Source organism: Culturomica sp. (assembly GCF_003524185.1).
In the GTDB taxonomy this organism is placed as follows: Bacteria; Bacteroidota; Bacteroidia; order Bacteroidales; family Marinifilaceae; genus Culturomica; species Culturomica massiliensis.
Genome location: NZ_DOED01000042.1, coordinates 44,064 through 69,035, shown reverse-complemented (window position 1 = coordinate 69,035; position 24,972 = coordinate 44,064). Strand labels below are relative to the sequence as shown.

At 46.0% G+C, this 24,972-nt stretch carries 15 protein-coding genes; 1 reads left to right on the top strand and 14 read right to left on the bottom strand.

Annotation, left to right across the window (positions count from 1 at the left end; translation table 11 throughout):
• Positions 1-95: 95 nt before the first annotated feature.
• Complete coding sequence (locus DD657_RS14065; protein ID WP_502696232.1) at positions 96-2,237, top strand: cation:proton antiporter domain-containing protein; 2,142 nt, start codon at positions 96-98, stop codon at positions 2,235-2,237.
• Between the two features lie 142 nt (positions 2,238-2,379).
• On the opposite strand, the gene DD657_RS14060 is transcribed toward DD657_RS14065, so the two are convergent.
• The 14 genes from DD657_RS14060 to DD657_RS13995 all read right to left on the bottom strand — a co-directional run bounded on the left by DD657_RS14060 (position 2,380) and on the right by DD657_RS13995 (position 24,971).
• Positions 2,380-3,648: an adenylosuccinate synthase gene (locus tag DD657_RS14060; protein WP_021988055.1), complete on the bottom strand. Its 1,269-nt coding sequence runs from the start codon at positions 3,646-3,648 to the stop codon at positions 2,380-2,382.
• A gap of 136 nt (positions 3,649-3,784) precedes the next feature.
• On the bottom strand, positions 3,785-4,240 hold the full coding sequence (locus tag DD657_RS14055; protein ID WP_021988054.1) for a Fur family transcriptional regulator: 456 nt from the start codon (positions 4,238-4,240) through the stop codon (positions 3,785-3,787).
• A 4-nt stretch (positions 4,241-4,244) separates the two neighbouring features.
• Positions 4,245-6,434: a RelA/SpoT family protein gene (locus tag DD657_RS14050; protein WP_287050524.1), complete on the bottom strand. Its 2,190-nt coding sequence runs from the start codon at positions 6,432-6,434 to the stop codon at positions 4,245-4,247.
• Positions 6,435-6,730: 296 nt separating this feature from the next.
• Entirely contained in the window at positions 6,731-7,561 is an 831-nt protein-coding gene (murI, locus tag DD657_RS14045; RefSeq protein ID WP_021988052.1) for a glutamate racemase, read from the bottom strand.
• Positions 7,562-7,718: 157 nt separating this feature from the next.
• Positions 7,719-8,240, bottom strand: coding sequence for an OmpH/Skp family outer membrane protein (locus DD657_RS14040; RefSeq protein ID WP_021988051.1), 522 nt, complete (start codon positions 8,238-8,240; stop codon positions 7,719-7,721).
• A gap of 40 nt (positions 8,241-8,280) precedes the next feature.
• Positions 8,281-8,823, bottom strand: a complete 543-nt coding sequence (locus tag DD657_RS14035; protein ID WP_021988050.1) for an OmpH/Skp family outer membrane protein — start codon at positions 8,821-8,823, stop codon at positions 8,281-8,283.
• A gap of 35 nt (positions 8,824-8,858) precedes the next feature.
• A complete protein-coding gene (locus DD657_RS14030) occupies positions 8,859-11,411 on the bottom strand; it encodes a BamA/OMP85 family outer membrane protein (RefSeq protein WP_068690739.1) in 2,553 nt (850 codons plus the stop codon).
• 71 nt (positions 11,412-11,482) lie between these two features.
• Complete coding sequence (gene uppS / locus DD657_RS14025; protein ID WP_287050523.1) at positions 11,483-12,226, bottom strand: undecaprenyl pyrophosphate synthase; 744 nt, start codon at positions 12,224-12,226, stop codon at positions 11,483-11,485.
• Between the two features lie 157 nt (positions 12,227-12,383).
• Positions 12,384-13,109, bottom strand: coding sequence for a type IX secretion system protein PorG (gene porG, locus DD657_RS14020; RefSeq protein ID WP_021988047.1), 726 nt, complete (start codon positions 13,107-13,109; stop codon positions 12,384-12,386).
• Positions 13,110-13,119: 10 nt separating this feature from the next.
• Positions 13,120-14,016 carry an NAD kinase gene (locus DD657_RS14015; protein WP_287050522.1) on the bottom strand — a complete coding sequence of 299 codons (897 nt, stop codon included), beginning with the start codon at positions 14,014-14,016 and terminating at the stop codon, positions 13,120-13,122.
• Positions 14,013-14,486, bottom strand: coding sequence for a four helix bundle protein (locus DD657_RS14010; RefSeq protein ID WP_068690741.1), 474 nt, complete (start codon positions 14,484-14,486; stop codon positions 14,013-14,015). Before DD657_RS14010 ends, DD657_RS14015 begins: the two co-directional genes overlap by 4 nt.
• 258 nt (positions 14,487-14,744) lie before the next feature.
• The gene (locus DD657_RS14005) at positions 14,745-16,736 is read right to left on the bottom strand and encodes a tetratricopeptide repeat protein (RefSeq protein ID WP_273133272.1); all 1,992 of its coding nucleotides are present in this window, start codon (positions 16,734-16,736) and stop codon (positions 14,745-14,747) included.
• A gap of 246 nt (positions 16,737-16,982) precedes the next feature.
• Positions 16,983-17,927 carry a PorP/SprF family type IX secretion system membrane protein gene (locus tag DD657_RS14000; protein ID WP_021988043.1) on the bottom strand — a complete coding sequence of 315 codons (945 nt, stop codon included), beginning with the start codon at positions 17,925-17,927 and terminating at the stop codon, positions 16,983-16,985.
• 225 nt (positions 17,928-18,152) lie between these two features.
• Positions 18,153-24,971, bottom strand: coding sequence for a T9SS type B sorting domain-containing protein (locus DD657_RS13995; RefSeq protein WP_287050520.1), 6,819 nt, complete (start codon positions 24,969-24,971; stop codon positions 18,153-18,155).
• Position 24,972 lies beyond the last annotated feature (1 nt).

Here is a 24,972-nt window from a genome sequence, read left to right as displayed (position 1 = left end):
AAGCCGGTAAAAATTGCAAATTTACAATTTCCGGAAAAGGGCGGATTTTTGATTTTTCGGCAAAAATAGTATTTTTGTTGACATAAATTATGCCTATGTTTTCTTCATTGTTAAAGTTTCCTTTGACAGATCCGGTGCTGATATTTTCGGTGATCCTGTTCATCATCCTCTTGGCACCGATTATCCTGCATCGCTTTAAAATACCCGATCTTATCGGCCTTATTCTTGCCGGGGCCCTTATCGGACCGAACGGTTTAGGCATCATGGCGCGGGACAGCAGCATTGAACTGTTCGGTAAAGTCGGACTTTTATATATCATGTTTATTGCCGGCTTGGAAATCGATCTGGCGGATTTAAAGAAAAATTACAGCCGGGGGGTCTATTTCGGTTTACTCACCTTCCTGATCCCAATGGGTATGGGAACGGCTGCCGGAGTATATTTATTGCAACTGTCCTGGCCCAGTTCGGTATTATTGGCCAGTATGTTTGCTTCGCACACCCTGATGACCTATCCGATTGTGAGTAAATACGGAGTAACCAAAAACCGGGCGGTTAACGTTTCAATCGGGGCTACGGTGATTACCTGCCTGCTCGCTTTATTGGTGCTGGCAGTGATTGTCGGAATGTCTACCGGAGAAATCAACGGTAATTTCTGGTGGCGGCTTTCTTTATCTACGGCGATATTCGTAGCCGGCATACTCCTCCTTTTTCCCATTCTGGGACGTTGGTTTTTCAAACGCTATGAGGACAGCATTGCCCAGTATATTTTTGTCCTGGCATTGGTATTTATGGCTTCCTTCCTCTCAAAACTTGCCGGCCTGGAAGATATTATCGGTGCATTCCTGGCAGGATTAGCGTTAAACCGGCTGATTCCGAACACTTCGGCATTAATGAGCCGGATCGAATTTGTCGGGAATGCACTTTTTATTCCTTTTTTTCTGATCGGTGTCGGTATGTTGGTCGACTACCGGGTATTTATGAACGGCTGGGCTTCCCTGTGGGTGGCTTTCATCATGTGTCTGGTAGCTACATTGTCCAAATGGCTGGCAGCCTATATTACGGAAAAGACCCTGCACTATACCCGGGACGAAGGGCGTTTACTGTTCGGCTTGTCGAATGCCCAGGCGGCAGCGACATTGGCAGCCGTACTGGTAGGCTATCAGGTCGTCCTGGGGTGGACTCCGGAGGGGGAAGCCATCCGCTTACTGGATGAGAATGTATTGAACGGTACCGTCGTGATGATATTGGTGACTTGTACCATTGCTTCTTTCGTCACCCAAAGGGGTGCACAGAATGTAGCAATCGCCGACATATCTGCAGAGGAATTGTCCGGAGAAGAAGATACCGGGGACAAAATCCTGATTCCTTTGAGCAATGCTGAAAATGTGGAAGAACTGATCACCTTAGGGACAACGGTGAAACCCCGGAAATGCAAAGCGATGATGATGGCGTTGAGCATTATTAAATCGGATAACAACGACCTTTCCGCGGAGAAAAGATCACAGGCTCTACTGGATAAAGCGGCGAAGACGGCAGCGGCTTCCGATCATGCGATTCAGGGATTGATGCGTTACGATATCAATATTGTAAACGGGATAAAAAATGTCGTTAAGGAGCATAAGATAACCGATATCGTATTGGGATTACGAAAAGAAAGTGATATCTCGGATACCTTTCTGGGAAATTTAACGGAAGGCGTCCTGACCAAGTGTGCGACAACGACGATGATATACCGTCCGGTACAGCCTTTATCGACGGTAAAACGCTACATCGTTTTAATACCTCCCGATGCGGAAAAAGAAATCGGTTTCCCGTATTGGCTGATCCGGGTGTGGAATTTGAGTAAGAACACCGGAAATAAAATTGTATTTTACGGCAATTACTCTGTATTGTCCATACTACAGGAAGTACAACGGAAACACCGTATTGTAGCCGAATTTAATGAGTTTTCCAATTGGGACGACTTTCTGGTCGTATCCCGGGCCATTCATCCCGACGACGCCTTGATTGTAGTGATGAGCCGGAAAAACTGTCCTTCTTACTTGCGACAAATGTCGCTGATACCCAATTATCTGAATAAATACTTTCAAACCAACAGTTGCCTGTTGATTTATCCGGTACAAATGGGTATAGGAGAAGAGGAAACCGACACGTTCCGCAGTATCTCCATGGTATATCACTCCGAAGGAGAGAATCTGGCCAACGTTCTCGGACGTTTGTTTAAGCGAAATAAATAGAATTATTCAGACAGACCGGACCCGCAGATTCTGTTGATCCCATAGATTGATTTTAAATTGTCTGATAAACGAATCCGTTGTCAGATTTATCGAATCTAAAATCGTAAATCCAATTGACCAAATCTGCGGGCCCGGCATGAAGTTAATCTTCGTAACGCACGATCGTCTGTTCACGATCGGCTCCGACAGATACGATTTTCACCGGTACTCCGGTCTGCTCCTCGATAAAGCTGACATAAGCATTAAATTCTTCCGGGAATTCGTCTTCGGATGTCATCCGTGTCATATCTGTTTTCCAACCGGGGAATTCTTCATAAACCGGCTTGATATCGTCATTGATCTCATAGGGAAACTCATCCGTCACTTCTCCGTTAATCTCATAGGCAACACAAGCTTTCACCGTCTCGAAGGAATCGAGCACATCACTCTTCATCATAATCAACTGAGTCACACCATTGATCATAACGGCATACTTCAAGGCCACCAGATCGAGCCATCCGCAACGACGGGCACGTCCCGTTACCGAACCGAATTCATGGCCCAACGTAGACATAGCCTTACCCAGATCATCGAATAACTCGGTCGGGAAAGGCCCGCTGCCGACACGCGTACAATAGGCTTTGAAAATACCGTATACTTCTCCGATCGCTTTCGGAGCGATACCGAGTCCCGTACAGGCTCCTGCACAAATTGTATTGGAAGAAGTCACAAAAGGATAAGAACCGAAATCAATATCCAGCATCGTTCCCTGAGCGCCTTCCGCCAGGACATTTTTACCCTCTTTCAACAGGTTATTGATAACGTGCTCACTGTCTATCAAACGGAATTGCCGCAGATAGTCGATGGCCTGAAACCATTCTTTTTCCAGTTCTGTAATATCGTAAGTATAGTTCAATGCTTTCAGCATCGTTTCGTGACGGGCTTTAGCACGGGCATATTTCGCTTCAAAATTATGCAGGATATCTCCTACCCGGACACCGTTACGGCTCACCTTGTCCGTATAAGTCGGTCCGATACCTTTACCGGTAGTACCGATTTTGGCATCTCCCTTGGCTGCTTCATTTGCAGCATCGAGCATGCGATGAGTAGGCAAAATCAAATGTGCTTTTTTAGATATACAAAGTTGCTTCCGGATATCATGTCCGCTGGCAGCCAGGCTTTCAGCTTCCTGTCTGAAAAGCACCGGATCCAACACCACTCCGTTTCCGATAATATTCATTTTTCCGCCCTGAAAGATTCCCGAAGGGATAGAACGAAGGATATATTTTTCTCCGTTAAATTCCAACGTATGACCGGCATTCGGCCCTCCCTGAAAACGGGTTATCAAATCATATTTCGGTGTCAGCACATCCACCACCTTGCCTTTTCCTTCATCACCCCATTGTAATCCAAGTAACACATCTACTTTCATCTGTATTCGTTTAGTTACGACTGCCGGAACAGTCCCGGTTTATAAAATTCCACATCGTTACACGTTTTCCTCCTGAAAAACGCAAACGTACAAAGGTAGCTTTAAAAATCGAAAATTGGAAATCAGAAACTGAAAATTAATGACTCTTTTGGCATTCTTTACAGAGTCCGTAGATATACAATAAATGATGGTGGACGGAAAATCCGCATTTGTCCTTTACACTCTCTATCGCCTCATCGATATGTATATCCGTCAGTTCTTCCACCTTCCCGCAATGCAGGCACACCAAATGCTCATGCGGGGTAATGTCGTATGTAGGTTCAAACAAAGACATATTATTCTCAAAGCGATGTTTGACGATCAGATTGCAATCCAGCAACAACTGTAATGTGTTATATACCGTTGCCAGACTGACCCGGTAATTTTTACGCAGCATCGCTTCAAACAAAGACTCTACATTAAAATGTCCCGGATGGATGTAGATTTCCTCCAATATGGCATAGCGCTCGGAAGTTTTACGCAGTCCTTTTTCCTGCATATAAGCTGTAAAAATATCTTTTACGGTCTTCACCTTTTCCATTTCGTTCGGCATATTCTCAACTTTCGATATTTTCTACCCTTACTACTTTTTCCACTCCCTTCAAAGCGGAAATTTTACTGATCAACCGATTCAAGTCCTGTGTATTATGAACATACACATGAATCATCCCCTCAAAAACGCCGTCTTTGGTCTCGAAATGCACCACCCGCATATTTACTCCGCTTTCTTTTGATATCACCGTCGTAATATCACTGACCATTCCGACCCGGTCAATCCCAGACAATTTCAGGATCGCCTGGAAAGACATCACCTTCTGGGTGACCCATTTCACCGGCACAATTTTATCCCCGTAACTGGACATCAAGCGAATCGCTTCCGGGCATTTACGCTTATGTACCGTCACCTTACCGCCGATATTCATACCCACCACATCATCCCCCGGTATCGGACTGCAACAGGGAGCGATGACGATATCCGTATTCGTATCGGTAATTCCCAACTCTTCGTTCCGCTTGATTTTTTTCCCTTCGTTATCCTTATCGCTCCACAAGAATTGGAGGGTCCAATATTTCATAAACCGGTTTTCGTTTTTCTTCTTCAGCTCCTTCAACAATTGTTCCCGGACACCGGTATCTTTCGACAATTGGATATATAAATCGTCTTTATTCGTCAACTTCAGAAAAGCCAACGCTTTTTTCAAGGGTTCCGATGTCGGCGGCAGATTTGCCTCTTTCACCATTCCCTCGAAATAAGCAATTCCCTGCCGGATGGCTTCTTTTCTCTCTTTCTTGAAAACAGCATCGATATGTGACCTTGCTTTGGCCGTGATGACAAAATCCAACCACTCTTTCTGGGGCGTCTGCTTATCACTTGTCAGGATCTCAACCTGATCGCCACTCTGTAATTTATAACTCATCGGTACCAGGCGGTGATTGACTTTCGCCCCAATACAGGTATTACCGATCTCTGTGTGTATCTCGTAAGCAAAATCCAAAGCAGTAGCTCCCTTGGGTAAGGTCTTCATATATCCTTTCGGAGTAAATACCCGGATTTCTTTCGTATACAAATTCAGCTTAAACTCGTCCAGAAATTCAAGGGCATCCGAATCAGGTTGCTCCAGCATCTCTTTTATGCTCGCCAGCCATTTGTCGAGCTCTGAATTACCTTCTCCCCCTTCCGTCTTATATTTCCAATGGGCTGCCCATCCCTTCTCTGCAATCTCGTCCATACGCTGCGAACGGATCTGCACCTCAAACCACTGCCCTTCAGGGCCCATAACCGTCAGGTGTAAAGCCTCATAGCCGTTAGCCTTAGGCGTACTTATCCAGTCGCGGATACGCTCCGGCTTCGGCCGGTATAAATCCGTAATCAGGGAATAAATATTCCAGCACTGCCACTTCTCCGGTTGCTCCGGCTTAGGAGTAAAAACAACCCTTACGGCCAATAAATCGTAAATCTCATCAAAGCTGATATTCTGTTTCTGCATCTTCAACCATACCGAATATACACTTTTCGTACGTGCTGTAAGCGTATATTCGTATCCGTTCCTATCCAGGCTTTTCCGGATCGGACCGACAAAATTTTCCAGCAGATCGGAAAACTCCCGGTGATAAACGGCTATTTTGCGGGCAATTACCTCATACTCTTCCGGGTGCTCGTACTTCATGCTCAAATCTTCTAACTCCGTTTTGATCGCATGTAATCCCATACGATGAGCCAAAGGCGCATAAATATATAGTGTTTCCCCGGCAATCTTCACCTGTTTGTGTTCCGGCATGGACTCCAGCGTCCGCATATTGTGAAGGCGGTCGGCGATCTTGATCAGAATCACCCGTACATCATCCGCCAATGTCAGTATCATTTTCCGGAAACTCTCGGCCTGTTTACTACTGTCGGCTCCCATCACCTCACTGATCTTGGTCAATCCATCGACCAGCGAAGCTATCTTCGGACTGAAAAGGCTCGCGATATCATCCACCGTATAGTCCGTATCCTCCACAACATCATGAAGCAAAGCCGCGACGACCGATTTAGTTCCCAGCCCGATTTCTTTGGCTGCGATACGGGCTACAGCTATCGGATGCAGGATATAAGGCTCTCCGGAACGTCGTTTTACACCGCTATGCGCTTCATTCGCAAAATCAAAAGCTTTTCGGATCAATTGCCGGCTTTCCTTCGACGTCCCGGGACGCAGGTTCGCCATCAAATCTTCAAAAGCATTTTTTATCAATTCCTGCTCTGTCATGCTATTCCTATTAGTCCTCAAACCAACGTTTTAATTGCAGATTTCAGATGAAACGAATCTGATAACAAACCAGATTGTCAAGCAATTTAAAATCTAAAATCTAAAATTTACAATCTACATAAACCTTTTAATTGCAGATTATAGATTGAACACACAATACAACCCCGCAAAAAGAAATCGTAAATCAAAAATCGTAAATCGTAAATCAAAAATCTACAATAAAACCCCTTTATCTCGTAAATATATAAAATATAAACCAAAAGCGGAAAACTCTGCTTCCAAATCCCGCATCCTTCTTAAATTTCTATTTGTTCGGCCCGGAGTTCTTCTCCCATAAACAAACCGGCCATCCGCTCAAACAATTCCGTCTTTTCCGTAGTCAGATAATGCCGGTTGCCCTCCGCCGACAAACGTTCTTTCATTTCCGGATGCCGCAAAAGGTAATCTTTCAGGCTATCTGCTACGATATGTCCCTGCTCCACCAATTTCACGTGAGCAGGTAAATAACGCAAAATAAGAGACCGTAACAAAGGATAATGCGTACATCCCAGAATGACGGTATCGATCTGCGGATCGGCCGTCATAAGTTCCGCAATATATTTCCGGACAAAATAAACGGCCCCTTCATCTGCCAACTCATTATTCTCGACCAAAGGCACCCACATCGGACAAGCTACCTGGGTAATCCGAAAAGCTTCTTTACCGTACAATTTTTCGATCTCCAGCGGATAGGATTCCGAGGCTACGGTTCCCTTCGTTGCCAGGATTCCGACATGCCCGTTCCGGGTAAAGGAAGCCAAAGCCTCGACACTCGGCCGGATCACACCCAACACCCGCCGCGTAGCTTCCATGCGGGGTAAATCTACCTGCTGAATCGTACGCAAGGCTTTTGCCGACGCCGTATTACAGGCAAGGATCACCAGGGGACACCCCATACCGAACAACTTGCGGACGGCCTCCAGGGTATAGCGGTAAACCACCTCGAACGAACGGGTTCCGTAAGGCGTACGGGCATTATCTCCCAGATAGATATAATCATACTCCGGCAAAACCCGTACAATCTCTTTCAATATCGTCAGGCCTCCGTAACCGGAATCAAAAACGCCGATGGAATTTCTGTCTGTCATACCGGATTTCAATATAAAAAACAGACACCCGCAGTATCTCTATTTTAAGACCTTACGGGTGTCCGACTAATTTTTAAAATTATCGTGAATTTCAAAATTCAGGATCGCATACACTTCAATTTTCTCGGCATCCGGCAGGATGGATAAATTGCAGTTATTACTGGATCCCCAATTTTTTCTTTACTAAAGGCAATATATCTTCCGATGTTTCGGATGCAAACAAAATAGCTCCGGAACTCATGTCGAAAATATAAGTAAAACCGTTCTCTTTGGCCACCTCTTTAATAGCGTTGGTTGCTTTTGTCATCACCGGTTCGAACAATTCTTCCCGTGTTTTTTGCAACTTATTCATAGCCAATTCTTCAAACTTCTGTATCCGCTGACCCAATTCATTAATTTCCTGCTCTTTAGAAGCCAGGATAATTTCTGAGTAAGTCTTTTGGTTTTGTGTATATTCCACAATCAATTTCTGATATTGATCGCGCAGATTCTGGCTTTCCTTTTGTACCTCTGCTTGCTGAGCTTCCAAATCTTTCTGGGCCTGGGCCATCTCAGGCATTGCAGCCACCAGCTTACTGCTCTCGATATGTCCCAGTTTAAGCGGTTTTTGCTGAGCAGACAAACTCATTGCAGCCACCATAAAAGCGGCCAGTAACAACCATTTCATTGTATTCTTCATTTTCTCTATTTTTAATTAACCAATTTCTAATTGCAAAGTCTCATTCCTCACTTTTCTCTGCTGTCGAATATCCTAACTTGCGCAGGACATTTTTACTTTTATCCAGTTTAGGATCGTAATAAATCACCGAATTATCGGCTGAAATATCAATAACAACCCCGAAATTCCCCTCTTTGGCCACATCCCGGATCACGTCCAGCACTTCGTCCTGAATCGGTTTGATCAATTCCTCACGTTTCAGGAAAAGCTCCCCGTTCGGTCCGAAATAATTCTGTTGCAATACGCGGGCTTTATTTTCTTTCTCCGCTATTGCCTTTTCCCGTTGTTCGCGCATCGTCGGTGTCAGAAACACCCGTTCCGAATTATATTTGTCGCGCATTTCCGTAATCTCCGCATACAAAGCGTCGATATCGGCCTGCAGCTTCCGGGAATATTCGTCCAACTCCTGCTTCGCCTTGGCGTAATCGGGAATATGCTCCAGGATGTAATCCATATTAACGAAAGCATAGCGGCTTTGTGCCATTCCCATACCCGTAATACAGGACAAAAATAGTAAAATAATTATGGTTTTCAATTGTATCATGCAAATTGAACGCTGAAAATTATTTATAATTAATGTCAAAACTCCTGACCCAATACAAAATGGAACTGCGAACCGGCTGCTCCCGGACGTCCCGGAACTTCGTCGAAACCGTATCCCCAATCGATACCGAGCAATCCGAACATCGGCAGGAATACCCGCAGGCCGACACCGGCAGAACGGTACAGATTGAACGGCTCGAACTCTTTCAGCTCATACCAGGAGTTTCCGGCTTCCAAAAATGCCAGGGCATAAATCGTTGCCGACTGTGCCAGAGAGATCGGATAACGAACCTCCATGGTCCACTTGGAATAAAGACTGGCATCCGCAGCATTCGGTGCAATAAAGTTTGATCCGGCATTTGTCAACGAACCGTTCTGATACCCCCGTAAACCGATGTATTCACGTCCGTACAGGCTATAACCGGACATTCCGTCACCTCCCATCTCGAAACCTTCGAACGGAGAACGCTTGTGTTTGTTGTAATAACCCAGATAACCGTACTGAACGCCGGCATACAATACCAGTTTCTCGTTTCTGTCCAAAGGCATAAACGTTTTACCGATAAATTTCCATTTGTGGTATTCAATCCATCTGTAACGGTTTTTCTCCTCCAGGTTCGATTTGTCGTAATCGATACCGTCAAACCAGGAATAAGGCAAAGTAAAGGATAACCCGAAAGTAAAATCACTTCCCTTACGGGTATACAACGGATTATCGATAGAACTCCGCTTCAGCTGGAAAGCAAACGACAAATTGTTGGAATTACCGTTACTGAAAATATAGTACGGCCAGTTCTTCAAATGATAACGCTGATAGGATACCTCCGTATACATTGTGAAAAAGTCATCCGGCCACTTGATTCGCCGTCCCAATCCGACACTCACACCGAAAGTCGTCATCAACTGACTGTCGTCATACATGTCTTTTGAATTGTTGACATAATAGGAATGGTTATAATAGCTGGAAGAGTAACCGGTCTGACGGGAATAATAAGCAGACACACTCAACGAATTGGGTTTCCGTCCTCCCAGCCAGGGCTCCCGGAAAGAAGCACTGAACGAGGTATAATATTTACCGTTCGTTTGAGCTTTCAGGCTCAATGTCTGTCCGTCCCCTTGCGGCAAAGGCCGGTAAGATTCCCAGTTAAAGATATTCCGGATAGAGAAATTCGTAAAAGTCAACCCCAGCGAACCGATGATCATACCGGCACCCCAACCACCGGACAATTCCACCCGGTCATTGGCTTTTTCCACAACACTGAAAATTACATCTGCCGTACCGGCTTCCGGATCGGGTTTTACATCCGGTTTGATCTGCTCCGGATCGAAATGTCCCAGATTCGCCAATTCCCGGTAACTACGCATGACGTCTTCCCGGCTGAACAATTCCCCCGGATAGACATACAACTCACGACGGGCTACATGCTCGTGCGTACGGTCGTTACCTTTGATGATTACCCGGTTGATCGTAGCCTGCGGACCTTCAAAAATACGGATTTCCACATTGATCGAATCATTGCCGACAACTGTCTCTACCGGTATTGCCCGGAAAAACAGATAACCGTTGTTCACATACAATTTATTAACCGCCGTATTTTCATCGTCGTTCAGACGTTCGTTGAAATATTTCTTATTATAGACATCCCCTTTCTGGATATTCAGAATACGGGAAAGACGCTCCGAATCATATACCGTATTACCTACCCACGTGATATTGTTGTAATAATATTTCTTACCTTCCTCCACATTGATATAAATCTTCACCCGTTTGGGAGAAACCTGTACCACACTGTCTGACAATATCATGGCATCCCGGTATCCCTTCTCATTATACTTATCCAGCAAGTTGTATTTATCGTCCTCGTAACTTGCTTCAATGTATTTCGACGATTTGAAAAAATTCACCAAAGATTTCTCCCGGGTTTTCTTCATGGCCCGTTTCAACACCGAAGCCTTTATCTCCTTATTACCGTTAATGACAATATCCTGAATTTTAATCTTGTTATTCCTTTCTACGATGACATCCAGAATCACAAAGTTGTCCTTTTCCGGATCGTCGCGCTGGAGAGCTTTGATACTGATATTGTAAAATCCTTTTTCCTTGAAATGCTTTTCAACGATATGCTTCAAATTGGTGATCATATTATCGGTCACCTGCGTACCGGGAAGCGGATTGATCTTTTCTTTGATCTTATTTTCTTCCGACTTTTTCAAGCCGATATAATTGATTTTCGACAATTTCTGCCTTTCCTGCAAATGTAAAATCAAATAAGCTTTACCATCGACCACTCTATCGATAAAAAAACCGACGTCCGAGAAAAGACCGTTACTATACAAGCGTTTAATGGCTTTCGTGATCTCGTCTCCGGGCAATTTAATCTCCTGACCGACCTTCAATCCGGCCAATTGAACCAAAGTTTCCGGATCATAGTGATCGGCAATACCCGTTACTTCTATGCCTCCGATTTCATACGTTTTAGGTGAAGAATAGTAAACTTCCGGCTGCACAATGGAATCGGTTGTTTGCGCCATTATTCCACTACCACACAAAAAGGTTATTATAAAACAAAGAATTACCCTCTTTATCATTTGTATTATTGTTACCAAGTATTATCTATTTTACAAACCTCCCACTTCTTTTTTCAAAGATCCGCCCCGCTTTATTTTCCGGCATTTCCGGATTTCAACTGCTCTCCCGTCATGCCAAACCGCCTCTCGCGCAACTGAAAATTACGAATTGCCAAATATAAATCATCTTTTTCAAAATCAGGCCAAAATTTATCAATAAAATAAAATTCCGTATAAGCACACTGCCACAACAGGAAATTACTCAACCGGCATTCTCCGCTGGTACGGATCAATAAATCCGGATCCGGAATGCCTGCCGTAGTCAGATAAGTAGCAAACAAAGACTCGGTTATTTCATCGACATCTCCGATTTTTCCCGATCGGCAGGCTTCAGCTATTCTACGAGCCGCTTCCGTTATTTCCCAGCGGGCACCATAGCTCAGCGCCAACACCAACTTCACCCCGTCATTTGCAGCCGTCTTTGCCTCCAGCTCCTCTAATTTCAGCCGTACCGTCTCCGGTAAATCAGCGACGTTTCCGATCACCAGCACTTTTACATGTTTCTCCATCAGGTCCGGCGTTTCCCGGATAATCGCATCAACCATCAATCCCATCAACGCATCGACTTCCGCTTTAGGCCGGTTCCAGTTTTCAATCGAGAAAGTATATAATGTCAGGTATTCCAGCCCGATCTCCCCGGCAGCCTCTACAATCCGCCTGACAGTCTCCACTCCTTTCTGATGCCCATAGACACGCTCCAAACCTCTCTCCTTCGCCCACCTTCCGTTTCCATCCATGATAATTGCCACATGCCGCGGCATTTTTTCATCCGTCATAAGTAGCCTGAATTATTAATAATATACTTTAAACACTCCGATCCCCTTTCAGATTTCAAATTGCAGATTATACCAACCAGCCAACCCGGCAAAATAAAATCGTAAATCATAAATCGGATTATACATCGAATACAATATTTTTCCGTTTACAATCAAATCAATATCCCCAGCAAACCGGATCAATCGGAAAGCGGTAAGTCAGTGTTACCCCTCCGACAAAAAACCAGTCCTTATTGAAAATAAAGTTCGTTTCCCCTGTCTTCCAAAGATCTTCCAAATCGTCTAATTTATCCGTAAACAATTTCCGGCAGCCCCATTCAACCCCACAGGATACAGGACCCCATAAATTAAACTTCACTCCTACGCCGAGCGGTATACTGATACTCCCGGCATCTCCGGCACTCAAAAAACCGATCCCCGCATAAATGTATGGCGACCATAAAGAAGATTTATCGACTTTAGGAACCATAAAACTCCGGAAATTAAATTCTCCCACAAGATTTAAATCCCGGATATTGGCTTTAAAACCGGTGGGATAAATTACCCCGTGATTATCCGGCAATATGACATTTTTAATATCAATGCGCGAAAAGCCGGCATTCAGCCTCAAAGCAAAACGGTCGTTCAGATTATAACGGTATAATCCGCCGAAATACCCTTGCGTAAACTTAAAATGATGGGACGGATTATATTCACCTAAATAATATCCACCGCCTCCCATGATCCCAATTTCCGCTCCGGGCTGACTAAAACCGTCCAAAGATAACAACAATAGCAGGAAAAGCGAAAAGTGAAAAGTGAAAAAACGGGTAATAAACACAAAAAGTGTTGGCCGTTTTTTCATTTTCCGATGCTCAAATGCCGCTTCTTCGTTATTTTTCATTTTTCATTCTCTATTTTCCATTCCGGATATCTCCTCCCCATCCCAATTTATCCCGTAATGTCTCATAATAATCGTGTCCCGGTAACTTTACGACATTAATCTTGAAATCACCGGTCGTAATCTCGATCTCACAATCGTCACTCATTCGTTCGAGCCGGGAATCCAGACTCAACATAAAATCACCTGACCGTCCTTCCACCTTCAGCCGGATAACGGCCGTATCGGGCACCACCAGCGTCCGCATTGTCAGATTATGCGGACATACCGGCGTCAAAATAATATTCTTACACGCCGGACTCACAATCGGCCCTCCCCCACTAAGCGAATAGGCTGTTGAACCGGTCGGCGTCGCAACGATCAAGCCGTCCGCCCAATAAGTCGTCAGATAAATATCTCCGATATAAGCATGGATTTTCAGCATAGACGAACTGTCCGTCTTGTGTACTCCGACCTCGTTCAGTCCGTAAGTAAACCCCGGGAAATTGCCTCCTTTCACTTTCAGTCCCAGTACATCCCTCGGTTCCGTATCATACACACCCCCACAAATATATTCGACGGCTTCGTCTACCTCATCGACCGAAATATTAGCCAGAAAACCGAGCCGCCCCGTATTCATCCCCAGTACGGGAATACCACTGTCTCTCACATAAAGCACGGCATCCAGGAAAGTTCCGTCTCCTCCGATACTCAGCAGCAAAGCCGTATCTTCCCGCGGAAAATCAGACTGCCGGTACAATTGGCGGTACCAATCCCTGCAACCGAAATGTTCCGCCAAAAAAGCAGCGAACCCCACTTCACAATCGAGCGCAATACCTTCCGCTTTTATACGGCATAACATCTTCTCCAGGTACGGAAAAAACTCATCCTGAATCGTTTTTCCATAAATAGCAATGCTTCTCCCGTTCATTCCTTTCCTTTTACAAGATCCGAATCTTCAGTGCCTTTTTCCTCCGGTTTTTCCGGGTATAAACGTCCGAACCCCATACTCAACCGCTGAATTTCCTGTTCCAGGGCCGGATATAATTTTTGGCAAAGTACATCTAACTCCCTCGATACCTCATTCGGTATATAACGATAGCAACGGTATATACGTAACATGTGCCTAAGTTCTGCACAAATTTGTAAAGCATCATCCAACAACACAATAGCCTGACGGCGCGACGCCGCAAGCCGGCTTTCAGAAACGGAACACAACAATTGCAGGGCAGCACGCCGCATCTGGATATAAACGCTGTTTGCTTTCACATCCGGTATATACCGGAATATTTCCTGCACCAAATGCCGGGCCTCCTTCCAAAGCCGCCACCCGCTTAAATTCACATCATCACCCATAATCAAATACTTCGTGTCCGCATATCTGAAAACTCCATTTTTCAACGCAATAAAGATACAACTTTTTGGAGATTACGAAGGAAAATCAATGAAAAGTAAACGAATTTTGATTTTCGTTAGTCCACCAGACAGATTTATGATTTACGATTTTTGATTTTTGATTTACGATTGTAGATTGTAGATTACAGATTCAACACACAATCCGACCCGGCAAAAAAGTAAAGTCGTAAATCAAAAATTACACATTGAGTCCGTCCCAGTGTGTAATTTTCGGCAAAGTGCAGGCTTAATTATAAGCCGGTTTTACAAATCTTTCAGCAGTTCTTTCATACCGTGTACATCCCGGGAGGGACTGTCTTCAGCAACCCTTCTCCGCTCATAGCCGTATTCGCTGGTATTGGTAACATATGCTTCCCGGAAACCCAAATTACGCGCACGCTGCAAGGCATTCTCCGCATCTTCCCTTCTATTGTAGCGTCCGGTACAATAACGGTAGCTTCCATCCTCCACCTCATAAACATCCATTTCCCGGATACCGTTGAATTTCGACATATCGAGTACCTGATTGACAGACATCAGCACCACCGTATAGGCACTACGCCTCACGGCCATTTCGGTATCCCGGGGTTTTTCCAGATAACGGCGTGTTTTTTGCGGCTGCGGCCGGTTTCTCTTCGCCTTTTCCTGTATTTCGAGATTTTTCAGGCGGATCAACAACAGTTCGTCATCGCTGATTTTATCCCCCTGCACATCGTTCCGGATTTTTTGCTGTACAACATAACTATCGACATTACACACAAAGGCGTCGCCTATCACTTTCCGGACTTCTTTCAAGTCGTTCTGCGCCACCTGCTCTTCCGGATACTCTCCCAACGTGTACCGATAGATATTATCATACCCCAGATATACCTTGACATTTTGAAATTTATCGAAATAAACCCGCGGCACAGGATTCCGAAAAGCCCCTACCTGTATCGCATACCGGTAATCCACCTTGAACATGTCTTTGGGATCGACGACAACCTGCTGATCCACAGGTGCCGGCACGTCTACTTTAGGAGAACGGCTCGGCAATATCCGCAGACTGAATAAAAAGTCGTTATATCCGGTACCTCCCCGGTTGGAAGAAACATAGCCTTCGGTGCGCTTCGTATCCAGAAACACCAAACCGAAATCATCCATCGACGAATTTATCGGACGGCCCATATTTCGGGGTGCTGTCCATCCCTCCGCCGTCATCCGGCTTTCGAAAATATCCAAGCCTCCCAAACCGACATGCCCGTTGGAAGCAAAAAACAGACAACCGTCACTATCAATAAACGGGAATAATTCGTCGTCTTCCGTGTTGATGACACCTCCCAGATTCTGTACCTCGCCACACTCGTCCCCGTCGACCACCGTCCTGTAAATGTCTTTCCCGCCGTACCCTCCCGGCATATCCGAAACGAAAAACAAAAGCGAATCCCGGTATAAACAAGGATGAGCACAGGAGTAATCGTCGGAATTGATATTCAACTCCCGAATGTTCTCCCATTTCCCGGCATTATTCTCTGCCGTCATCAGCTTCAATATACTGGTGCCGTCTTTTTTCAAAATGGTTTTCGTAAAATAAATCCGTTGAAAATTTTTCGAAAAAGTCACCGCTCCGATGTGGTATTTATCTACCAGTTCCTCTCCGAACGGTATCAGGCGTCCTCCTTTTCCATCTCCGGAAAATACGGCATTGTACAAACGGGTAAACTTATAGCCTTTAGAGTCCTGCATGGCGTTCTCGCCGCTGCCCGGAGCTGCCAGAATAACCCCCTTGCCTTTATAATAGGTAACACCGGCAGAAAAGCCGGCAAAATTGATATTTGTCTTATTAGCGGCATACACCGGCTTTTCCTTCTTCATTTGCTCTGCAAAACTACAGGATTGACGCAAACGCTCCGTAGCGATAACATCACCTCCCATACTTTCGATCATATCCACCAGCCCCAATGCTTTATCATATTCCCCTGAGCGCTGTAAGGTAATCGCATAATAAAGCAAATCATCCGCCCCAAGTTTATCGGGATCCAGTTCCCGGTACAATTGTCCGGCCCGGATAACATCATTCAAATGAAAAAGGCAATTGGCTACCCGTGCTTTCGTTCGCTCCTGGTCTCCCGTACCCGCATCCAGTTCCTTCCGGTACAATTTCATAGCACCCAAATAATCCCCCCGCTCAAACATCCGGTCAGCCCGGCTTTGCTGTTGTGCAAAAGCCCCCATCGACATCAGCATCACAAACAATATGGTGAATATGAACTTCATCCTGATTTTAGATTTAAATTGTAAATTACTTCCGCAGTTCTCCCGGATCCCACGCTGATTTTACTATTCCTGCTTCCTAACTTGTTTACGGTTTCAGATTTTAATTTTAGATTATCGGGCATCCAGATTCGTTATCAGCTTCGTTTCATCTAAAATCGTAAATCTGCAATTTTTAATTCCTCTCAAATTCAGCCTTGTGTATTCAATCCAAAATTCTCTGCGACTTTATGAGTTTGCGACTCCGTATTAAAAATAACGGATTGATTTTATATCGTCGTATTTCTCGTCACTCGTCGCACTGCCGCCGGTTCCTTTCTTACCGCCGAAACGGAAAGTCAGTCCGATTTCCTGTACACTGTTAAAGCTGTTGTCAATATCCGAATGATTGCCTTCAAACGCATACCCCAGCCAGATATCTCCCGTCAATCTTACCCTTACCATAGCAGCGAATGCTTCCTCCGTACGGTATTGAGCGCCGACGATAAAGCTGTCTTTGTATATCAATTTGGCTCCCAGATCCAGCATCGTATTCTCCTCCCCCGAATATGTAATCCAGGAATAAGGCTCCAAATCTGTATTCTCCGCAATTTTAAAGCGGTAACCGCCATAAAGAAATACCTTCAGCATATTCGACATCATCGAATTTACTTTTTGCCCCTCTTCGTTGATTGTATTATACCTGAATTCCGGAATCGACAAACCGACATAATACTTATCGGCCTGGAAGTGCAAACCGAAACCGAAGTTCGGCTGACTGTAATTATCACTGAATATGACTTCTTCCTCGTATTTTTTATAATTTCCGGCATTGCTGACATAATTGATACCCGCCTGCAATCCGAAAAATAAAAACTTACCTTCATTCACTTTCAGCTTATAAGAACCCGCTACATAGGCGAACAATTTTTCATAAGGACCGTATTTGTCGTAAATCAGGTTTATACCCCCTCCCAGATTCTTCCCTTTGATACCGGAATTGATATTAAACACACCGGTAGAAGGCCAGTAATCGGATTTCTCAAAACGACTCCGGTAAAGTAATAACCCGGCCACCCCTTCTTCCATACCCATACAAGCGGGATTGACAACCGGCTGTACCATTGCATAATCCGTAAATCTCAACACATTCGTCTGCGCAATCCCCGCAGTCACCGACATTACCACCAATAAACCTGCAACAATAAATCTCATAATACCATGTCTGTTAAGGTAAAAATACGAAAGTAAAGACGGAATACCGATTTAAAAACTTTATAAACTTTCGTATAATTTTAACCTAATTTAAAACGCTCTAAACTACAAATTAATTTTCAAAATTCCGCGTCCTTCCTTCAAATATTTATAAACGGCAAAAGTCTCCCCGGCCCTTACAGCCCGGGAGATTTTCACCTTTTCATCACCACGTTTTATACCCGTTTAGCGCGAATATCTCCCGAGGTTCATATTTTTCCGGATCTCTACCCATCCTTTCAATATCTCCTTATTACCCAGATCGATCACATAAGTATAAATTCCGTTCGGCAGGTTGAAGTAGGCCACATAGCCACTGTTTCCCTGACCCGATCCATCCCAGTCGTTGTTGTAATGGTCAGCCCTGAAGACGACCTTACCGTAACGGTTGTAAATCGTCACTCTGTGTTCCGGGTAATCAGCCAGGAAATCGAGCTTCCAGGTATCGTTCAAACCATCCCCGTTCGGCGTAATGATATTCGGAATAAAGAAACGGTCTTTGTCTTTTACCTGAATGTAAACATGCCCGGTTTCCGTTGTTCCCGTATACTTATTATAGATCACATACGTCACTTTCTCCATACCGATGAAATCACGATCCGGAATGTAATTGAACTTCCCGTCAAGTCCCATCGAAACCTTACCCGAACCGGTATAACCGCCCTGGGCGATAGAGAACTCTTTCAGTTCGTCACCCGGTTTAAACAAATCCAGATTACGGATACGTTCGTCCCGATAGATCACTACCAGCGTATCGCGGGCCGAGTTGTTGAAATCGATCTCCAGAATATTGGACATGATCTGGTTCTGGCAAATCCGTTCTCCTTTCACACCCAATTGTATCTTATCGCCTTGTTTGAAATCGGAAGAAATCCATTCCTCTTCCGTTTCGCCCGGTTCGATCAGATTATTGACATACCAGGTATAAGACGGATCCTTGATCGGCATTTTCGTAATATCCGATTCGATGATGATTTCGTCTCCCTGCACTTTATTTTCGAGGTCGGCGAAAATCACTACGGCCGGATCCTTGATAACCTTAATCTGTTTAGCTCCGACAAATACGGTATCCTGTCTGAAGCAAACTTCATCCGAAGGCGTCAGTACACATTTGATCCATACGTCGTTTTCATCCAATACCGTCTTGGCATAATATTCGGTTCCGAGGTTCCAATAAGGTTCTCCGATACTGCGTGTCCATTGGAATTTAGGATGCTCTCCGGCATTTTTCCAACGGGCTTCCAGGTAAATCTCGTCGTTGGCACAAGCCAATGTATCCTCGCTCCAGATTGAGAACTCCGGTTCTACGATCTGTTTTACCTGCAAGAAAGCCGTATCGGCATATTCTCCCTGGCGGGTACAGATTTCAGGAGAAGGAGTCATCACCACCTTCATCCACGTATCTTTTTGTCCCATCTTCATCACTACCCGGTCGTTCTTCAAGCTGACCACTTCGTTGGTCGAAGGCTTTTCCGTCGACAGGTCGAAAATATCGTTATACCATTTATAGGTCGGGTTCAAACCTGCCGTTTGTTTCGGATCGTCTATCCAACAAGTTACCGTATCTCCCGGACAGAACATTCTGGACGGATCGACGGAAGTCATCATCTTCCAGTCGAGTTCGGTATAAGCCGTTGCCTTCAAGCGCAGATAACTCTTACATACCGTATCACAGGCTCCGTCGATATAAGCGCACAAGGCTATGGTAATATTATCCTGCCAGGAGGCGGGCGGTACCCAACTCAATACACTGGAATCGGAAATAAACACCATTTCTCCCCAGCGGCCGTCATCGGTAGATAATCCGTCTACCGTCCATTTATACACGGCACTTCCCAGATCGGCATCCGGATCGTCGAGAATCAGTCTGGCACAGATGGCAATCTTTGTTCCCGGACAATACCAGCCGTCAATTGCCACCGTCGGATCGGTTTCCGGACGGATACCTTCGCACATATCCCATTCCAGGTCGAGAATATCGAAACATTCTTTCACATATAGCAGGAAGGTCGTATCGGCAACACCGCAATCATTGGTAACGATACATTGCAGTTTCGTATCGTTCCAGCTCATCGGCACGCCGGTCAGTGTCAACGAATCGGTACGCGAGCCGGATACACCGGGCTGGTCGTCATCGCCGTCATAAAGAGTCAGCCAGGACGAACCGGTCCACCGCTGCCATTCGTATCTCAGATCCTTACCGGTAGCCTTGACTGCAAAAGTCGCATTCTTACCGATGGCGATACTACGTGTCGTACGGGAAGTCGATACAATCATCGGCGGCTCATTTACAAGCACCTTCACCGAAGCGGTATCGGTACAGCCGTTTACGGTTTCCTTACCGGATACCACGTATTTTATCGTTCCTCCCACATTCGGTATATCAAAAATATCCGTTCCCGTCTTTCCGTTGTTCCAGGTAAATTCCGTAGCCGATCCTCCGGCTGTCAGGAATACCGTATCTCCCAGACAGATCGTTTCCGGCGAAGCATTGATCGTCACCGTCGGTCTCGGGATTATCGTCACATCTACCCTGGAGGTTGCTTCACATCCCCGGTCTGACGTCGCAGTAACCGTATAGGTACCCGATGTCGTCGGGAAGAAAGGCCGCCCGTTCACGACATTCGGATCATCCCATTCGAAAACCGTATTTCCCAATTGGGCGGAAGCCGACAAGGTCAAAGCATTACCCTCGCAAACTGCCTTCGTATTTCCGCCGGCTATCGTAATAACCGGAGTCGTATAGAACAAAGCTTCCAGATTTTCAGGCTGTACGTAGGTCGGTAAAATTTCCACCCCGTTTTTAAAGGCCTGGAAGTTCTGTGCAAAATAAGTATCCTGACCGCTCAACGGAATGTTGTAGGTCCAGGGACCCGTTCCTTCGAAAAGTACATCCAGACCGGCATTATTCCTCAAATGGAAGGAATAGGTCGTACCTCCCGTCGCTGTCATTGTCAGTACCATATCCCGGCCCGATTCGGCACACTCTTTCGCCAGTTCCAGACGCAGCAATGCCCCGTTTTCCGGTTGTTTTACCGTCACGCTTACATCCTGGCTCACCGAACATCCATTGTTGTTCGTCAACGTAAGGGTAAAACGCGTATTATCCGTCATCGGCTTGGTATATACCGGATTACCGTTCGGAGAAAGCAAAGCTCCCCGGTCGTCCGTCCAGGCGCAGGTTGCATTGGTCGGATCAACCGTACCGGTCAGTTTCAACTCGTCTCCGAAATCCACTACCGTTACATTGGAAGCACCGCTCGTTACATTATCTACCGCAATCGAAGTAATCGTCGGCTTGCCATATATGGTAACAAGAATATCCTTATACTGTGGCAGTGCGGGATCGGTGGTCGAATTATCCGTCACATGTATCCTTACCCGGTGTGAACCGACAGACGCAGATTGCACCGTCGTCGTCTGTCCGGTAGAACTGGACAACACGATATCTTCGTCAAGTTCCTCCCAGCGGTAAGAAAGACTACCCGATCCGCCCGTTGCCGAAGCGCTCAGCCGGATATTACGGTCCCCCTCACAAGCCGTAACATCATCCGCAACAATGACAATATCGTCCACTTTTTCCTGTACATTGATCACAATAACCGAATCTATACTACAAGTGCCGAGGGCCGCCTCCACTCTGTAAGTATAAGCCCCTGCAGCCGTAAATTTTCCTGCCGTAATCTGGGCATAGCCCGTACCGCCGGTTTGTGCTCCCTGTACCGGACCTCCCGGGATCCAGTTTACCGTAGCCGTACCCGGATTTACCGTAGCCGACAAATTCACGGTCGTACCCACTTTCGCCGTTTGCGGGGAAGCCGGCACGGCAGTAAACACAGGAACAGCAGCCACCGTTACCGTAAAATCATCGGCAACGATATTGCCTTTGGTATCTTCAACTTCCAGATGCACGGTATAGGTGCCGACCGGAGTCGTAGCAGCCACTGTAATATACTGATGATCGGCTGATTCGGTGAAACTGAAATTCGGATCGGCACACGTCCAGGTATAACGGACATACGGTTTCACACCTCCGGTTATATTTCCGACAGAAGTCACATTCAACGGCATTCCGAAACATACCGAAGCATCCGGGATATCCAGTACGAATTCCGTACCGGCTACCGGCACACAAGCCTCTTTATAATCCGGACATTTCCCGTCAGCATTCGTCACCGTCAGTTTAAAGCACGTCGAAGCACTTCTCGACAACGCCACACTCTCTGCCGTCAGTTGATCGGCTGAAACAGACTCTACCAAAGCCGTCGGAGTCCAGTCGTAAACAGTACCGGCAGGCAGGTTTGTCCCCGTTGCCACTACCGACACCTTACTACCCGGCAATACGGAAGTTCCGTCGTCCGGAATCAGGTTGCCGTTCTGGAATATTCCGATCGTAGCGAGCTTGGGCTGTGCACCGACCGTAATATCCACGACGGCCGACTCTACAGTCTGAGCTCCCTGTTTAATCTTCACTTTTACTTTATATACACCCGGTGGGGTTGCCGCTGCCAGTTTCGGCTGAACAGCACTCGGATCGTCAAACGTCACATCGCCGTTCACAGCAATCCATTCGTAAGTAATAGCTCCCCCCGTTCCTCCACCGGGAGTACAGGACAATGGAGTATCCGAACCGGCGCAAATGTATGCCGGATTCAATAAAACGGTCAACGCACCGCCGGTGGTCGTATAATTGATCGTACCCGTACCCGGACAACCGAACTGATCGGTAACCGTCACTTTAAAAGAACCGGCCGATGTCAAAGCTTCCGTCGTCGCGGTTTTATTCGTATTTACACCGTCAATACCGGCTGTACCCGTCGCTTTTACCCACTCGTAAGTATCCGCATGCCCGGCGGCGGCTCCTGTGCCCGGATTGAAACTCGGCGTACAATCCAACGCTCCCGCCGAACCGTAAGGTACACTCACCGGAGAAGAAGTACTTCCGTTCAGCGAAGCAATAACCGTTACTTCATGTCCGACATAAGTGACACTTCTTTTTTCACTTTTACAATTGTTGCCGTCGACGATTTGTACTTCATACAGATTGTCGCCGGCCTTTAATGTTGCCGAAGCTTTCGTTTGGTCGGCCTTTTTCGTAGCCCCCGTCCAGTTATACGTCAATGCTGCCGAATTATCGATCACCGTTGTCGAAGCAGCACCGCCGTTAGCCGACAATTCCACGGCATCTCCTTTACAAACCTCTGTAGAAGTAACCGTAACATCCGTCAAAGTCGGTTTACCGTATACCTTAACCGTTACCTCTTTTTCCTTGGAAACGCCGTTACCGTCCGTGATTTTAATCTTCGCTTTGTAAGTTCCCGGCGCCATTGTCGTCGGAACAGAAGTATTTAATGTATTCGTACTCGTAAATGTCAATCCGTCGGAAGAAGACCACGCATAAGTAACCGGAGCCGGCAAGGTTACACCGGCAGTCGTCGTGGGGGCCAAATTGATCTGAGTTCCTGCACAAGCCTTAGCATCGGCCAATGTAATGTCCCAGGTCGTACCGGCCTTGATCGTAAAGGTTGTTGTTGCACTGGTAGCAGGACATCCGTACTGGTCTTTTACAGCCACCTTATAGGTAGACGTCGCATGGATCGGGTCGGTCGTAATACTGCCCGTTCCCTGCCCGGAAGCGATTGCCGCTCCGGTAGAAGTCCAGTTCCAGGTCGTAGCATCTACGGTACCGGTCGCCGGCGTTGTCGTCGGGGTTGCCGTCAGAGTCTGCGTCACACCGTCAGCCACCTGTATCGATCCGGTTTTATCCAGGGTAACACTGATCTTATGGCCTTTCAAAACAGCCGCTGTAGAAGAATTTGATGTACAAAAGTTATCTTTGGCTTTTACCGTATATTGCGAACCGGCTGCATTTGTGGCAACACTACTGTGTTGTACCGTTGCAGAACTGGTCGGCGTACCGGCAGTTGCTCCTGTCCATATATAAGTATAACCGGCATTCGGGGAAGTCACAGCCAGGGTCGTCGAACCTCCGTCTTCCACACAGACATCCGCTTTCGCCGGAGCCGTAATCGCCGGAGCTACCGGAGCCGTCTTTTCACCTACCGTAACCGTTGCCTCGCCCGGACAACCCGTTGTATGCGTTCCTTTTACCTTATAAACACCCGGCTGATTTGCCGTAACACTACCGGCACCCGCAATAGCTGCACCGTCTTTTTCCCAGGCATAGGTATAACCGCTGGGCCCGTTTGCCGTAAGGACAACTGTCGATTTATCCGATCCCCCGCTACAATAGTAAGCGTCCGCCCCATCTTTTTGCGTATTGGGCACCGTAATCGAGATAACGGCAGCCGCATTAACCGTCAAATTGGCTGCATACTCTTTCGAAGCATCCGCATTATCAATCAATTTTACCGTATAGCTTCCGGCTGTCGTACCGGCCTTAGCCTTTATCTCCGTTGTTGCCCCCAATGCACCGATCGTAAACTTATCCGTTACATCCGTTGCACCACTAAAAACTTTAATTGAATATTTACTGTAATCCGTGACATTACCAATTGTAATATCCGTTTTATCCCCCCCTGCACAGACAGTACTATTGGCAATATTTATTGTCGGATCTGCAACAGGCGGGGTTATATTTGCATAAATCTGCTCCGTTGTACTAAATTTCGTTCTTGGAATATCCATCGTAATGACATCTCCGGAAGGTAATGTCAACGCTAAATTAACCAGACATTTCACAGGATCTTCTGATTGTACCGGAATAAAACCACTTTTAAAAGCCTGTAAAGTTATTTGTAAAACAGCATACCCTCCCACATCCTTTATCGCACAGTTCGGAACTGACGTACCCGGGATTGTTACGGTTTCTCCATTCCATGTAAATGTTGCAGAAAACTGAGATAAATTCAAAGATGAAGAAGGTATTTTAGTCTTCCCATCATAAGAGAACCAAATATACCAAGTGACATTATTGGAAGTTGCTCCCTTTGCAAAAGAGATTCCGAAAATCAATAATATACCTAAAATAAGAATCTTTTTCATT

Coding starts and splice junctions, on each gene's coding strand:
- DD657_RS14065 (WP_502696232.1), top strand. CDS start 96: ATGTTTTCTTCATTGTTAAAGTTTCCTTTGACAGATCCGGTGCTGATA.
- DD657_RS14060 (WP_021988055.1), bottom strand. CDS start 3,648: ATGAAAGTAGATGTGTTACTTGGATTACAATGGGGTGATGAAGGAAAA.
- DD657_RS14055 (WP_021988054.1), bottom strand. CDS start 4,240: ATGCCGAACGAAATGGAAAAGGTGAAGACCGTAAAAGATATTTTTACA.
- DD657_RS14050 (WP_287050524.1), bottom strand. CDS start 6,434: ATGACAGAGCAGGAATTGATAAAAAATGCTTTTGAAGATTTGATGGCG.
- murI (WP_021988052.1), bottom strand. CDS start 7,561: ATGACAGACAGAAATTCCATCGGCGTTTTTGATTCCGGTTACGGAGGC.
- DD657_RS14040 (WP_021988051.1), bottom strand. CDS start 8,240: ATGAAGAATACAATGAAATGGTTGTTACTGGCCGCTTTTATGGTGGCT.
- DD657_RS14035 (WP_021988050.1), bottom strand. CDS start 8,823: ATGATACAATTGAAAACCATAATTATTTTACTATTTTTGTCCTGTATT.
- DD657_RS14030 (WP_068690739.1), bottom strand. CDS start 11,411: ATGATAAAGAGGGTAATTCTTTGTTTTATAATAACCTTTTTGTGTGGT.
- uppS (WP_287050523.1), bottom strand. CDS start 12,226: ATGACGGATGAAAAAATGCCGCGGCATGTGGCAATTATCATGGATGGA.
- porG (WP_021988047.1), bottom strand. CDS start 13,109: ATGAAAAATAACGAAGAAGCGGCATTTGAGCATCGGAAAATGAAAAAA.
- DD657_RS14015 (WP_287050522.1), bottom strand. CDS start 14,016: ATGAACGGGAGAAGCATTGCTATTTATGGAAAAACGATTCAGGATGAG.
- DD657_RS14005 (WP_273133272.1), bottom strand. CDS start 16,736: ATGAAGTTCATATTCACCATATTGTTTGTGATGCTGATGTCGATGGGG.
- DD657_RS14000 (WP_021988043.1), bottom strand. CDS start 17,927: ATGAGATTTATTGTTGCAGGTTTATTGGTGGTAATGTCGGTGACTGCG.
- DD657_RS13995 (WP_287050520.1), bottom strand. CDS start 24,971: ATGAAAAAGATTCTTATTTTAGGTATATTATTGATTTTCGGAATCTCT.